This is a genomic window from Pseudoalteromonas sp. S1609, assembly GCF_005887255.1.
Lineage (GTDB): Bacteria > Pseudomonadota > Gammaproteobacteria > Enterobacterales > Alteromonadaceae > Pseudoalteromonas.
The window spans coordinates 36,871-50,859 of sequence record NZ_PNDJ01000051.1; the positions used below are offsets into that span (position 1 = coordinate 36,871).

A 13,989-nucleotide genomic window follows, 5' to 3' on the forward strand; every position below is an offset into this window, starting at 1 on the left:
TTTAGAAAATAATATCTAGCGATACTGTTGTCACCAAGATGTTCTCATTACTAGCAGAAAGTACTTCGTTTGTACGATTTATAAAACCAGAACCTCCTGTGGCAAGCCCATCATTGTTTAAAGGGCGGAAGCTATCAAACTGCATTTTCAATGCCATTTTTTTGTAAAAGTCCCAACGAAGGCCTGCTGTAATAGTATTTGAGCGAGAGCTTGAATTTCTAACAACATATTGTTCTAGCGGCTGACTGCCTAAGCTTACAACCTGAGAATCAAGGCTCGCTTTTACGTCCGCATCAACATCTAGCGCAAAGTTTTCAGTTAATGACTTCGCGTAAGAATAACCAATATAAGGAGTCAATGAATCAAATCGGTAACCAATCATGCCGTAAGCTGCAATACCGTTAGATAAAGCAGAGCGTGCTTCTCTGTGAGCCCATTCAAATTGACCAAAGTAACTGCCGTTATCATACACTACAGCAAGATTTGTAAGGTTAAATGGTCTGCGTTTGCGTTGGATAATGCTAAATACATCTTCAGCATTAGGCACTATATCTGCACAACTACCTAGAGCACAATCATCGTTCTGAGGATCAATAGTTAGCCCTAATTGATAATCTGAGCTAACTAACATTCTCATATTACTTGGTACGTATTCACCTTCGGCACTAATAGTTGAATGTTGAGCATTCATGTAACCAGCTCTAAAAGTCCAGGAGTCATACTGAAGTGTACCTACTAAACCAGCCATGTGATGAAATTTAATATAACTTTTGCCTGGAAAGTATAATTTATCAAACTTACCTGCGTAAGCTTGTATCTGATATGAAACATCACCGTCACCGATAAAGTTACTGTATATGGCATCAATACCGTCAACATTGTTGATTGTAGCTTGGCTATACAGGTCAATAACAGGTCTAACCCACACATTTGAATAATTAACATTACGTGTATCAGAGCCTAAAAATACAGGTGAAACAAATCGACCAACTCTCAATCTAAGGTTTGAGTTATATTTATAACTAAGGTAAGCCCAATCTAATGATGGCTCATAGTTATTTTTATAATTGCGACGTGAAAGCAGTTGAACAACCCCTGACAACTTATCAGTCATCTTATATTGGCCTTGAATGCCAAGTACAGTGTCATTATCAAAGCGCCAATCATCGTCAGCACCGCTAGGTAAGGTGTTATTCTGTATAAACTCAATATCTTGCTTATTTGTTTTCACTGCACTCAATGTCGCAAAACCAGATATTTTGAAGTCATCAGATGCGTGAGCAAAATTAGCAATTAGAGTTAAAACAAGATATATAAAAATGTGTTTCATATTGACCCTTAATATAGTTGGCTTCTAGTCGTCAAACTTCTCAGTTTAGCTAAAAGCAATCCTTTTGTTTGATTAACAGAAAATATTATAGTCTATTATGATTTTTTTTAAAATAAATATTGAACTTTTTTGATTTTTTAAAACTTACTTAATTCTACACTGGCACGAATAACAACTGTGAGGACTATGCTGGTGCTTTTAAAATTGACATAAGCTTTCTTAAAATTTAGCCTTAAATAATAAAATGTCAAAGTAACTATATTATTCACATTACAAACTATAAAGCCGGCATGAATTCTCGTAGCTAATATTGCATGCTTTGGCTACATATAATTAACCACTAAGCCACGATATTTAAGCCTGTATCTTCATTATGTATTATGGTTAAGAGCTATTTATAATTCAAAATTGAGTTTACAAAAATTGATTTGGTACGTAGACAAGACTGTGCGTTATGTGAATACGAGGTTACTTAACCAGTCATTAATATCAAATGAGCGCTTTTGATTATATAGCATAATCTTTTTAACTTTTCTAAATAACCTGAACTCTGAATAATAAATCTATCTCAAGTCGCTATTTTCAGCGCTAACTGCATTGAATTTACTTGCAATAGGCCAGCTATTGACGCGTAAGTCCGCTTTATTTTACTAAGAATCTTTGGCTAGAGGAAAATAAAGATAAACATAATTTTTGATTTAATGCGTTAGTAAATCTCTTAACGAAAGTTCAGGTTGAATAGTGTAGTAACTCGATGCATCAAAGAAATCATATCTTGGGTCCATGATACTTTGTCATCCATTTAAATTATTATTTTATATATTACTTTTAACTCCACTATAAATTTATGATGCTCTGAACTATGGTAGGAATACAACACAAAAAGCACGCTTAATCAGCACTATTCGAAATAGAAGAGCTTACTTAATTTCTAAAGATTATGAATATCGTTAATGAGTAAGTTCAGGCTTTTTTAGAGTGAGGGTCAGAAAAGTTATTTTTGTAGTTAAGGATTTTAGATAGGGCAGAGTTCGTGGAAAAAATAGAATGATAACTAATGACACCATAAATCCAACTTCTAAAGTATGCCTTTTTTAGTACAAATTATGAGTACCAAAATAATTTTAATTATCTTGAATAATTACAACATTGAACAAATAATTTAGATCCCTATCAGAGTTAGATAAAATTGCAATCTAACCTGTAGAGATCATAATATTTTTATACTTATATTAATAAAGAAGAATAATAAAAGTATATATTAAGCACACTATTCAATTTTAAATTTAGCAGTCGCATCCAATAGGTTATCTGATAGGTAGTGTAAGTTTTTAGCCACGTCCCTTACTGCTTTAAGTGAGCTCATAGTATCTTCAAATGAACCATGCATATTAGATACGTTATCTACAACCATTGCGGCTACTGAGGTTTGCTCTTCAGTTGCAGCTGCAATTTGCGAGTTCATTCCATTAATTTCTAATATTTGCTCTGCTATTTTTTCTATTGAAGCGCCAGTTTGCTCAGCAGCACTGGCATTATCTGTGGCCATATCTCTTGCAGAGGTCATAGCCGTTACAGATTCATTGGCAGCCAAGCTAAGTGTATTTAATAGTTCGCGAATTTCATTAGTTGACTGTGCTGTGCGTGATGCAAGCTCGCGGACCTCATCTGCTACCACAGCAAAGCCACGACCATGCTCACCAGCACGTGCAGCTTCAATTGCAGCATTTAATGCTAGTAAGTTTGTTTGCTCAGCAATGGATGTAATAACATTTAGTATTTGCGATACATTTTTAGTGTCATCGGCTAATTTATTAATTGTGTTGGCCGCTATATTAATTTCTTCACTTAACGTGCGCGACGAATTAACAGACATTTTGACTTGTGCACGACTCTGGTCTACTTCTTTTTCTGCTGTTTGCACAGCATTAGATGCGTTCGCTGCAGATTGTGAAATATCGCCAACGCTTTGCTTCATCTCTTCCATCGATTGCTTAACAACATCGGCATCGGAGGTTTGTTTAGTGGTTGCTCGCTCTGCTCGCTCCATCCCTTGCACAAGACGGGTTGAATTTTCCATTAATGGTTCACATACCGCGATAACTTCTAAAACGGTTTCTCTGAGTAGACTAATAAATGCATTAAAGTTTATAGATACTTGGCCTATTTCATCCTCAGAGTTAACGGCAAGCTTTGAACTTAGAGACCCTTTACCACTTGCTAAAAGGCTTAAGTTATTAGCAGCATCACTGGCTGATGATCCAATATTACGTGCAATCCAAATTGCCATAAGTAATAATAATGCTAGAGATACAACCGTAACTATTAACATTAAGTTCAAAGCATTGTCCGAGCGCTCTTTTGTGTTAGCAACTAATTGGAAAAAGCGATCATCTGCTTTTTGTTGCGCATCCCTAAAGCTGGTTAATACTGACTTGTAAAGGCTTGTTTTAAGCTGCGCCTGCTGTTGTATTTTACTAAAATCAGCCGTGCCATTAACCATACCATTTGCTATGGTTGCTGATATTTTTTCGTAATCAGCAAGTCTCTTTTTTATATCGCTACTTATATAAGATGGATCTATTACCTCTATCGCTTCTAGGTTAGTTACGAGTTTTTCATAAGTTTCGCTAGCTTTTGTGACTAACTCTTGCTCGCCAAAGGTTACGGCCTGTGTGTACAACTCATCTAACTTTTCTAAAATACTTACATTGTCTAACGTTAATTTAGCAACTTTATAAGAAGACTTCTCCATCTCATCAAGTGATATGCGATTTTCGTTCATAGCAAAGTAGTTAACCAAAACAATTACTAAGAATGCAATGATCGCTATAGATGTAATTGCATGTATTTTTTTAGTGATGCTAAGGTTTTTAAAAGAGAAACCTGAAGCCATATTATTTACCCCATTTAATTATCTATAGTTATTATCGGCTTAATATAGAAAAATGTTAACTTTATTTTTAACTTTCGACGGTTTTTCAATAATAAATATACATCAGTATTTTTTAATATACACCAACATTTTAAATATAGAGTGTTCTACTCAATGATCAAGACTAGCAGAGCCAATATGTATTTTAAAATTTCAGACACAAAAAAACCAGTAACATTGCTGTTACTGGTTTTTATATTTGGTGCGGATGGGGGGACTTGAACCCCCACGCCCTAAAGCACTACCCCCTCAAGGTAGCGTGTCTACCAATTCCACCACATCCGCATTTTTTAAGCTATTGCTTAGCGTTAAGTCTTAAAGCTAACTTGAGGAAAGAGAGCAACTTAACAATTTAAACTAAATTAATTTGGTACGTCAGAGCTTTGCTCTTTTGTAGATGTTACCGGAACATCTTCTTCAACTGGCGTCACAGTTTCAACAGCTGGAGCGGCTTCTAAATTTTCCCACTCGTCAGTCTTTTTGATTTGACCGGCAGTTAAGTTACCTAAAACAATACTTAACACAAAGAAGATCGTTGCTAAAGTTGTTGTCGTTTTCGTCATAAAGTTACCGGCTCCTGAAGAACCAAAAACAGTAGACGATGCGCCTGCACCAAATGATGAGCCCATGTCAGCGCCTTTACCTTGCTGGATCAAAACCATACCAACAAGCGCTAACGCTACAATTAAATACACTACTAATAAAATTTCGTACATCTTATACGGTCCCTTTTGCACTATTGCAGATAGCAGTGAATGATTCTACTTTTAAACTGGCGCCACCAATTAGGCCGCCGTCTATATCTGTTTGTGCAAATAATAATTCGCTATTTTTTTCATTAACGCTACCACCATATAAGATGGTTAGCCCTTGTGCTAAATCGCTGTCTAGTGAAGCAATTTTGTCACGGATAAATTTGTGAACACTTTGTGCCTGTTCAGGCGATGCAGTCTTACCTGTGCCTATAGCCCAAACGGGCTCATATGCTATCACAGATTCTTTCAGTGCTGCTACACCTAATTTATTAATTACTGCGTCAATCTGCGCAGCAACTACCTGTTCTGTGTGCCCGTTTTCTTGCTCCATTTCGCTCTCTCCAACACATAAAATAGGCGTTAAACCTACTTGTTGTGCGCGAGCAAATTTTGCCGCTACGGTGTCGTTGCTTTCTTTATATATGCTGCGGCGTTCTGAGTGACCAACCAGTACATATGTTGCACCTAATTGCTTAATTAGCTGGGCATCTACTTCACCAGTAAAGGCACCTGGCGTATTCTCTGAAACAGTTTGTGTCCCAGTAGTTACACCACTGGCGACCATTGCTGATATCAGTGGAAACGGAGGAAATAAAACAATGCTTACTTCAGAAGATTTAACATCGTTAATAGCATCAGACAGTTGTTCAACGAGTTCTAATGAACCATTCATTTTCCAGTTGCCTGCGACCATCGCCTTGCGTGTTGCCATTTTTCCACTCCACATTAGAAAGCGGGCGAGATATTAACTCGACTCGCCCAAAGTTACAAGGGGTTATTGTTATCAATCAGTTTGTTTGCTCATAGATTCAACAACCGCTGCTATTTTTTGTGCGCTATCGATAACTATTTTTTCTTGTTCTGCTTCAACCATCACTCGTACAACAGGTTCAGTACCTGACTTACGAAGTAATACACGGCCTTTATCTGCTAAGCTTTGCTCTACTTCAGCTACTGCAGCAAGTACTTCTGGTGCTTGAGTTGGATCGGTACCGGCAGTGTATCGCACGTTAATCATTTTCATTGGGTACTTAGTAAATCCAGCGCCTAAATCTTGAAGTGTACGGTTTTGAGCCACCATAGCAGCAAGCACTTGTAAGCTTGAAATAATGCCATCGCCAGTGCTAATTAAGTCTAAATTTAAAACATGACCTGAGCTTTCGCCGCCTATTTTCCAGCCTTTTTGCTGCAGTAGTTCCATCACATAACGGTCACCCACTTTGCTACGAGCAAAAGCAATATTTTTTGCTTTTAAGGCATTTTCAAGACCCATATTAGACATGACAGTACCAACAACCCCCCCTCCTAAGTTGTCATCTTGGGCAGCTTGGCAGGCAATAATGTAAACTAAATCATCACCATCAAATACGCGGCCATTGTGGTCTACCATCATTACACGGTCGCCATCGCCATCATAGGCAATACCTACATCCGCTTTATGCTCAAGTACTTTACGCTTTAGTGTATCTACGTGAGTTGCACCACATTCATGGTTAATATTTACCCCATTAGGCTCACACGCATGGGTTATCACCTCAGCGCCTAGCTCTCGCATAACTGAAGGCGCTATGTGATACGTTGCACCGTTGGCACAATCTAGGACTATTTTTAGCCCCTCAAGTGATAAACCTTGTGGAAACTGACTTTTACAAAATTCAATATAGCGGCCATCAGCGCTTGATAGGCGTGTTGCTTTACCTAGCTTATCAGAGGCTACACAGGTCATTGGTTCGTCAAGCATGGCTTCAATTTGCAGCTCTACAACATCATCTAGCTTTAGGCCTTGGCCATTAAAAAACTTAATGCCGTTATCGTAATAAGGATTATGGGATGCGCTGATCACAATACCCGCTTCTGCGCGAAACGTTTGCGCTAAATACGCAACGGCAGGCGTTGGCATAGGACCGAGTAAAATAACATCAATGCCGGCTGCAATTAAACCAGACTCTAATGCAGTTTCAAGCATATAACCAGAAATACGAGTATCTTTACCAATAATGACTTTTTTTGTGCCATGTTGTGATAATACACGCCCTGCAGCCCAACCTAATTTCATTGCAAACTCAGGATTTATAGGCCCTTGACCTACTAAACCACGCACACCGTCTGTGCCAAAATATTTTCTTTCTTGCATTAAAGTACTCCTTGTTTGCAGGCTTGATATACGCCAAGCACGTCTGCGGTTTCTTTTACATCATGCACACGAATAATATGCGCACCGTTTTGTGCTGCTATTAATGCGCCAGCTAAACTACCAGCTAATCTATCTTTTGTATCTCTGTTGAGTAAATTACCAATCATTGACTTACGTGATAACCCCGCAAGCAGCGGTAAGCCAAGCTGCGCATAGTCATTAAATTGAGCCAATATTTGATAATTGTGTTTAAGTGTTTTTCCAAATCCAAAACCAGGGTCTAATATTAACTGGCTTTGTTTTATACCAGCAGCTTCGCATGCGGCGATACGCTGGTTAAAAAAGTCATTTATCTCGCTTGCTAAATCATCATAGTGAGGAGCGTTTTGCATACTTCGCGGTTGTCCTTGCATATGCATTAAGCACACGACTACGTCAGGATACTGAGCAACCACCTCTACTGCACCAGGCTCTTGCAGTGCTCGCACATCATTAACAATATCGGCACCTGCTTCAATGGCTTGACGCATGACTTCAGCTTTACTGGTATCGATTGAAATAACGCAATCACTTTGCTCACGAATAGCATTAATAAGTGGGATAACGCGCTGTAGTTCATCTTCAAGGCTGACATCGGGAGCACCCGGGCGTGTAGATTCACCGCCGATATCTAAAATAGTCGCACCCTCATCAAGTAACTGCATCGCATGATTGAGTGCAGCTGTTGTATTAAAAAACTGGCCTCCATCTGAAAATGAATCAGGAGTAACGTTTACTATCCCCATAATAACGGGTTCGCTGAGTTCAAGCACTCGACCACGTGCAAGGTTAATTTTATTATTCATCGCTAACCTTAATATGTGTTTGTTAAGTGTAATTTGAGTTAATTACAGCAAACTGATACAAAAAAGCCCCGAACTTCGGGGCTTTTGGATACGTTATTTTAACGATTATTCCGCTTTATCATCAAGGTTTGTTTCATCTTTTTTAGATTCATCTTTTTTAGACTCATCTTTTTTAGACTCGTCGTTTTTAGATTCGCTAGTTGGTTTTTGTATTTCATCAACTGCTTTATCTTTAGAAACATCTTCTTTTTCTGATTTAGCTTCATGTCGGTCATGCGCATCACGTGGTTCACGTACTGGCTGACGCGCCATTAAATCATCAATCTGTTTCGCATCGATAGTTTCATACTTCATCAGTGCATCTTTCATTGCGTGTAAAATATCAATATTTTCTTTCAGTATTGATTCTGCACGTTGATAGTTGCGGTCTGAGAACAAACGTACTTCTGCATCAATTACTTTAGCTGTTTCGTCCGACATGCTCATAGAACGACCACCGCCGCCACCCATGTACATTTCGTTTTGATCTTCAGCATAGAGTAATGGACCTAGCTTTTCGCTTAAACCCCATTGTGTAACCATTTTGCGAGCAATGTCAGTTGCACGTTCGATATCGTTACTTGCACCGGTAGTTACTTTGTCTTCACCATAAATAATGGCTTCTGCAATACGGCCACCATAGAGGCTAGAAATCATAGACTCAAGCAGCTCTTTAGAGTGACTAACACGGTCTTGCTCTGGTAAATACATTGTCACACCTAGCGCACGGCCACGTGGTATAATAGATACTTTATAAACAGGATCGTGCTCAGGCACCACACGACCAACTATGGCATGGCCTGCTTCATGGTAAGCAGTCATTTCTTTTTCTTGCTCACTCATCACCATGGTCTTGCGTTCAGCACCCATCATGATTTTATCTTTTGCAGCGTCAAATTCAGCCATACTAACAACACGTTTATTACCACGTGCTGCATAAAGAGCCGCTTCATTCACTAAGTTAGCAAGATCAGCACCTGAGAAACCAGGTGTACCACGAGCAATCACTGCCGCTTCAACGTTATCACCTAAAGGTACTTTACGCATATGTACTTTTAGAATTTGTTCACGACCACGAATATCTGGTAGACCAACCACAACTTGGCGGTCAAAACGGCCAGGGCGAAGTAATGCTGGGTCTAAAACATCTGGACGGTTAGTCGCAGCAATAACAATAATACCTTCATTGCCTTCGAAGCCATCCATCTCAACTAGCATTTGGTTAAGCGTTTGCTCACGTTCATCATGACCGCCACCCATACCTGCGCCACGTTTACGTCCTACTGCATCGATTTCATCGATGAAGATGATACAAGGCGCTGCTTTTTTAGCTTGTTCGAACATGTCACGTACACGTGATGCACCTACACCCACAAACATTTCAACAAAATCAGAACCTGAAATAGTAAAGAATGGCACTTTTGCTTCACCGGCAACCGCCTTAGCAAGTAATGTTTTACCTGTACCAGGAGGACCGACCATAAGTACGCCCTTAGGAATGCTGCCACCTAATTTTTGGAATTTAGATGGGTCGCGTAAAAAGTCCACCAGCTCGGTTACATCGTCTTTGGCTTCATCACAGCCAGCTACATCAGCAAAAGTCGTTTTGACTTGATCTTCACTCATTAAGCGGGCTTTACTCTTACCAAATGACATGGCGCCTTTGCCACCGCCACCTTGCATCTGACGCATGAAGAAAATCCACACACCAATTAGCAGAATCATAGGGAACCAAGAAATGAAAATACTTGCTAAAAACGATTGTTCCTCAGGTTTTACACCTTTGACATTTACATCGCTTTTTAACAAATCATTTAAAATATCTTTATCATAGATCGGCATAATCGTTTGAAAACGCTCGCCGCTATTTTTTATGCCAGTAATTGTGCCACTGCCACTTTCAATAGACACTTCTTGTATAGAGCCACTGCGGGCATCTTTAACAAATTGACTGTAACTTGTTTGACGATCAACTTGATCGCCGCCATTAAAGCTCTGAAATACTGACATAAGCACAACTGCAATAACCAGCCAGAGTATTAGATTTTTCGCCATATCGCTCAAGGGGTTAACCTCTTGTATCCAATTAATTTAAATTCAACTAAACGCCAAGCAACTGTACTACAGTTTGTATCCAGTCGCTACTATATATACTTCCCGAGAACGGGGACGCGAGGCATCCGGTTTACGTATCTTCACTGCTTTAAAACTATTACGTACATCTTGCAAATATTGATCAAAGCCTTCACCTTGGAATACTTTAACAATAAACGCGCCATTTTTCTTTAAAACTTGGTGGCACATATCAAGTGCAAGCTCAACCAAGTACATGCTACCCGCCTGATCAACCGAGTTATTACCACTCATGTTAGGTGCCATATCAGACAATACCACATCTACATTTTTACCATCAATGCGTTTTAACAATGCATCAAGTACGGCCTCTTCACGAAAGTCACCTTGTAAAAAGTCAACACCCGCTAATGAATCCATAGGTAAAATATCACACGCAACCACTTGGCCTTTGTCACCTACTTTTTCTGCTAAGTATTGTGACCAACTCCCTGGGGCTGCGCCTAAATCAACCACTGTCATTGCTGGACGCAATAACTTATCTCTGTTTTGAATTTCGTCTAATTTGAAAACAGCTCGAGAGCGCCAGCCTTTTTTTTGCGCTTCTTGAACATATTTATCATCAAAATGTTCTTTAAGCCAACGCTGTGAACTGGCTGACTGTTTTTTATTTGTCATAAATTAACACGCAACTAATTAGTAATATTCTCTAGATGGCGTTAGAATACCCTTAATTCAAGCCATATTCAGCAAAATTTGTAATATCATGACATTATCAAACAAACAAAAGCAGTTTTTAAAAGGCCAGGCACATAGCCTTAAGCCTGTAGTTTTACTAGGTTCTAACGGTTTAACCGAAGGCGTAGTAGTTGAAATCCAAAGCGCACTAGAAATTCACGAATTAATTAAAGTGAAAGTGCCAACTGACGATCGTGAAACAAAAAAGCTTATTTTTGATGCCATTGTTCGCGAAACAGGGGCCACCAAATTACAAACAATTGGTCATACGATTGTGCTTTACCGTCAAAGCCCAGAGAAAAAAATTCAGTTACCTCGCGGCTAATAGCCCGTTGTAAAGCTATAAAAAAACCAGCCGCGGCTGGTTTTTTTATAAATGGATTAAAAATCCATTATTCGCAAGTTTGCTTTATAGCTGCCATGCTCAAGCCTACTAAGTGAGTAATAGTGCCCGTACTGCCCCTCATCCATATTCTCAATAGTTTGGTTACTCAATAACGAAGCTAATTGCGGCGTGGTGTTACTATGCCCTATAACCACCACAACACCACTTTGTGCTAACAACTGATTTTTCAATGTCGTTAAATCGGCAGCATTATAAGTAATAACTTTAATATTAAAATACCTAGCTAAAGGCGCTGCAGTGCTTAATGTGCGGTTATAATTACTACTGTATAACGTAATGTGTGGATGGGTTTTAACTAGCGAAACCAAATGCTCAGCACGTGCTTGCCCTTGCTCTGTTAAAAATGGATTATTGCCTGTTTGCTTTTCACTATGGCGAAACAAATAAAGCTGTTCAGGCTCAGCAAAAGCAGGATTGCATAGCATTAATAGTAATGCTATCCATGCTGATTTTATCAATACACTCATTGTTTTTTGCCTCGTTTGTATGCCAATAAACGGTCTATGAATTCAGTAGTAAGCTCATTAATGAGCCCAGTTTCTGCATTTAAAATCAAACTAAAGCCTACATTTAAGTGCGGAAAAACCACTAAGTCACTGCGGTAGCCTTGCACCCAACCACTGTGATAATAAAGCGTTTCATCATCATAGTCATACACACGCCAGCCTAGCCCATAGTAGGCTTCGTTCATGTGCTCTCGCCATACTCGTCTGTAGCGTTCTTTTTTAGTATGAGTATAAGGGCGTGTTTGCGTGGCCAATGCATCTAAGGATAATACCGATGGATATTGCCCTAATTGCGCATTTAACCAAATAGCCATATCTGACGCACTGGCGTTTACCCCTGCCGCGGGTGCAACTTTATAATAATTCTTTTTTAAGCGGGCGCTATACCAACGTTTTTTGCCACGCACGTGAGGGTGTGCATAGTTATTATCCTGCACCATGGCATCGTAACCCAAACTAGCATCATTCATTTCTAGGGGAGTAAAAAACGCCTCATTAAGCCACTGGGTATAGGTTTTGTTGGTACTTTTTAAAATTACGTCGTCTATTAAGCTAAACATTACATTTTGATAGCCATAGCAATCACCAGGGTCACAAATGGGTTTAACACTCAATAGTTTTTCAACAATGTCCTTATAACCCATTCGCGATTCGATTAAATTATCGTAAGCGTTAGGAACTAGCCCACTAGAATGGCTTAAAATATGAAAAACTTTTAAATCATCTTTATAGTCAGTTTGCTTAAAATCCGGTAAATAATAACTAACAGGTAAATAAAGGTTGAGCCGCTGTTCATTTGCGAGTTTAGCCGCTAACGACCCTGCAAATGTTTTCGATACGGAGGCTAAACGAAATCGAGTGTGCGGGTTAATTTTTTGCCCACCGCGCACCTTTGTATTGCCCATAGTATGGATGTAGTCACGTGCTTGTGAGTTGACAATGGATAGCGCCCCTCCTGGGATTTTTTTTATTTTTAGTTTTTTTTCTGTATAGCGTCCATAACTTTTAACAAATGCTTCCCAATCAGGATCTGTGCTTGCGCTCGCCTGTAAATGCGTCCCGATAAGGAGCACGGCAAAAAAGTAAAAGGGTAAGGTGTTAAAATACTTCATTCTTAGCTAATTTTTCTTTTTTAGTCATAATCAACCGTTATAATATCATGAACTTTTACTCGGACTAACGTACAATATGTCCGATTAATGGCTTTTGAGTGGATGTAAAATATTTATGCGTTTTTTAGTTGTATCACTTTTTATAATATCAGCGTCAGGTTGTGCTGTCGTTAAACAACCCGCAGAACCTTTAGTTATGCCTGCAAAGCCTATGCTCAAGAGCCAAACTTACCAGTTAAAGTATGAAGCTGAGCATGCTTCACCAAAAGTGAAGTCGGTGCAATTACCCGCCCACAACGTGAAAAAAAATCAAACTGTTAGAGTAATCGTAGACCGTGCAAGTGTTACCGACACTTTGGTCTCTCAAATAAGCCAAGCCTTAATTGATAAACAGCTTAAGGTGACCACTAGCGAGAATAGCGATTATACGTTAGCAATTCATCAAGTTGATCTTGAATTTATAGATGACGCTAAGTACACCCTAGCGCAACCAGAAAAACCATATTCATTATTTTCAAAAGTAGCCCAGCAATTTCCGTCCCAACAATGCGCCAATATATTAGCCCAAGTTAGTATGCGACTTACTCACAAAGCATCGGGCGATGTGGTGTGGTTTGCTAAATCATCAATTGATAGTGCAAGCTTCCATCGTGAACCCCTTGTTTATAGCTTTAGCGAAGAAAAGAAGATCACTAATGAGCTAGAAGTTGTTGCATTTATACATAAGCACAACACCGAACAGGCTCGCCTAAAACGAGCTGAGCTTAATAATGAAGTAACGGCCCCTGCGTATAAAACCATTACAAAACTGAGTCGTTTAACTAAATTAAATGGGCCATGTACACGCACCGAAATAAGTGCTCTAACACCTATGATGCAATTTTACTTAAGCAGTATTCTTATTGATAAAATTAAAGTTCAGTAGTTGTTAGGACGACCGCTACATTTTTTTACAGATTTAGCTAAGAGTTTGACAATATACTAGGGTCTGTTGACCTTTCAAGGTTAAATTTGCAGCACTCTGTTTGGTATTTAGGCAAGGCAGAGCCTTTGTGGTGTGGTTGCTCCCCATAAATAGGCGATAACGCAGCATCAATGCCAAACAGACGCTGCCCG

At 39.2% G+C, this 13,989-nt stretch carries 12 protein-coding genes and 1 tRNA gene; 2 read left to right on the top strand and 11 right to left on the bottom strand.

Features of this window, described 5'->3' with window-relative positions:
* Position 1 precedes the first annotated feature (1 nt).
* From CWB76_RS13385 to rlmE, 9 genes are all read right to left on the bottom strand, one after another.
* Positions 2-1,330, bottom strand: coding sequence for a hypothetical protein (locus tag CWB76_RS13385; protein ID WP_138608274.1), 1,329 nt, complete (start codon positions 1,328-1,330; stop codon positions 2-4).
* A gap of 1,270 nt (positions 1,331-2,600) precedes the next feature.
* Positions 2,601-4,226 carry a methyl-accepting chemotaxis protein gene (locus CWB76_RS13390; protein ID WP_138608276.1) on the bottom strand — a complete coding sequence of 542 codons (1,626 nt, stop codon included), beginning with the start codon at positions 4,224-4,226 and terminating at the stop codon, positions 2,601-2,603.
* A gap of 239 nt (positions 4,227-4,465) precedes the next feature.
* Positions 4,466-4,550 (bottom strand) — tRNA-Leu (locus tag CWB76_RS13395).
* Between the two features lie 77 nt (positions 4,551-4,627).
* Positions 4,628-4,981, bottom strand: coding sequence for a preprotein translocase subunit SecG (gene secG, locus CWB76_RS13400; RefSeq protein ID WP_010388009.1), 354 nt, complete (start codon positions 4,979-4,981; stop codon positions 4,628-4,630).
* 1 nt (position 4,982) lies between these two features.
* Positions 4,983-5,732, bottom strand: coding sequence for a triose-phosphate isomerase (gene tpiA / locus CWB76_RS13405; protein WP_138608278.1), 750 nt, complete (start codon positions 5,730-5,732; stop codon positions 4,983-4,985).
* Between the two features lie 72 nt (positions 5,733-5,804).
* Complete coding sequence (gene glmM, locus CWB76_RS13410; RefSeq protein WP_138608280.1) at positions 5,805-7,154, bottom strand: phosphoglucosamine mutase; 1,350 nt, start codon at positions 7,152-7,154, stop codon at positions 5,805-5,807.
* Positions 7,154-7,999 (bottom strand): dihydropteroate synthase, encoded by an 846-nt coding sequence (gene folP / locus CWB76_RS13415; RefSeq protein WP_138594008.1) that lies wholly within the window; start codon positions 7,997-7,999, stop codon positions 7,154-7,156. The genes glmM and folP overlap by 1 nt, the downstream gene beginning before the upstream one ends.
* 105 nt (positions 8,000-8,104) lie before the next feature.
* Complete coding sequence (gene ftsH / locus CWB76_RS13420; protein WP_138608282.1) at positions 8,105-10,093, bottom strand: ATP-dependent zinc metalloprotease FtsH; 1,989 nt, start codon at positions 10,091-10,093, stop codon at positions 8,105-8,107.
* A 66-nt stretch (positions 10,094-10,159) separates the two neighbouring features.
* The gene (rlmE, locus tag CWB76_RS13425) at positions 10,160-10,789 is read right to left on the bottom strand and encodes a 23S rRNA (uridine(2552)-2'-O)-methyltransferase RlmE (protein WP_010388002.1); all 630 of its coding nucleotides are present in this window, start codon (positions 10,787-10,789) and stop codon (positions 10,160-10,162) included.
* An 88-nt stretch (positions 10,790-10,877) separates the two neighbouring features.
* Here rlmE and yhbY point away from each other — a divergent pair, with 88 nt between their 5' ends.
* Positions 10,878-11,174 carry a ribosome assembly RNA-binding protein YhbY gene (gene yhbY / locus CWB76_RS13430; protein WP_008112687.1) on the top strand — a complete coding sequence of 99 codons (297 nt, stop codon included), beginning with the start codon at positions 10,878-10,880 and terminating at the stop codon, positions 11,172-11,174.
* Positions 11,175-11,230: 56 nt separating this feature from the next.
* Here the strand turns inward: yhbY and CWB76_RS13435 are convergent, their stop codons facing one another.
* Positions 11,231-11,722 carry a SixA phosphatase family protein gene (locus CWB76_RS13435; protein WP_138608284.1) on the bottom strand — a complete coding sequence of 164 codons (492 nt, stop codon included), beginning with the start codon at positions 11,720-11,722 and terminating at the stop codon, positions 11,231-11,233.
* Positions 11,719-12,873 carry a serine hydrolase domain-containing protein gene (locus CWB76_RS13440; RefSeq protein WP_054201683.1) on the bottom strand — a complete coding sequence of 385 codons (1,155 nt, stop codon included), beginning with the start codon at positions 12,871-12,873 and terminating at the stop codon, positions 11,719-11,721. Before CWB76_RS13440 ends, CWB76_RS13435 begins: the two co-directional genes overlap by 4 nt.
* Before the next feature lie 115 nt (positions 12,874-12,988).
* On the opposite strand from CWB76_RS13440, the gene CWB76_RS13445 reads away from it, so the two are divergent.
* Positions 12,989-13,798 (top strand): hypothetical protein, encoded by an 810-nt coding sequence (locus CWB76_RS13445; protein WP_138608286.1) that lies wholly within the window; start codon positions 12,989-12,991, stop codon positions 13,796-13,798.
* Positions 13,799-13,989 lie beyond the last annotated feature (191 nt).

Bases quoted from the DNA above. Each gene is read 5' to 3' on its own strand.
- CWB76_RS13385 (WP_138608274.1), bottom strand. From the start codon at position 1,330: ATGAAACACATTTTTATATATCTTGTTTTAACTCTAATTGCTAATTTT.
- CWB76_RS13390 (WP_138608276.1), bottom strand. From the start codon at position 4,226: ATGGCTTCAGGTTTCTCTTTTAAAAACCTTAGCATCACTAAAAAAATA.
- secG (WP_010388009.1), bottom strand. From the start codon at position 4,981: ATGTACGAAATTTTATTAGTAGTGTATTTAATTGTAGCGTTAGCGCTT.
- tpiA (WP_138608278.1), bottom strand. From the start codon at position 5,732: ATGGCAACACGCAAGGCGATGGTCGCAGGCAACTGGAAAATGAATGGT.
- glmM (WP_138608280.1), bottom strand. From the start codon at position 7,154: ATGCAAGAAAGAAAATATTTTGGCACAGACGGTGTGCGTGGTTTAGTA.
- folP (WP_138594008.1), bottom strand. From the start codon at position 7,999: ATGAATAATAAAATTAACCTTGCACGTGGTCGAGTGCTTGAACTCAGC.
- ftsH (WP_138608282.1), bottom strand. From the start codon at position 10,093: ATGGCGAAAAATCTAATACTCTGGCTGGTTATTGCAGTTGTGCTTATG.
- rlmE (WP_010388002.1), bottom strand. From the start codon at position 10,789: ATGACAAATAAAAAACAGTCAGCCAGTTCACAGCGTTGGCTTAAAGAA.
- yhbY (WP_008112687.1), top strand. From the start codon at position 10,878: ATGACATTATCAAACAAACAAAAGCAGTTTTTAAAAGGCCAGGCACAT.
- CWB76_RS13435 (WP_138608284.1), bottom strand. From the start codon at position 11,722: ATGAGTGTATTGATAAAATCAGCATGGATAGCATTACTATTAATGCTA.
- CWB76_RS13440 (WP_054201683.1), bottom strand. From the start codon at position 12,873: ATGAAGTATTTTAACACCTTACCCTTTTACTTTTTTGCCGTGCTCCTT.
- CWB76_RS13445 (WP_138608286.1), top strand. From the start codon at position 12,989: ATGCGTTTTTTAGTTGTATCACTTTTTATAATATCAGCGTCAGGTTGT.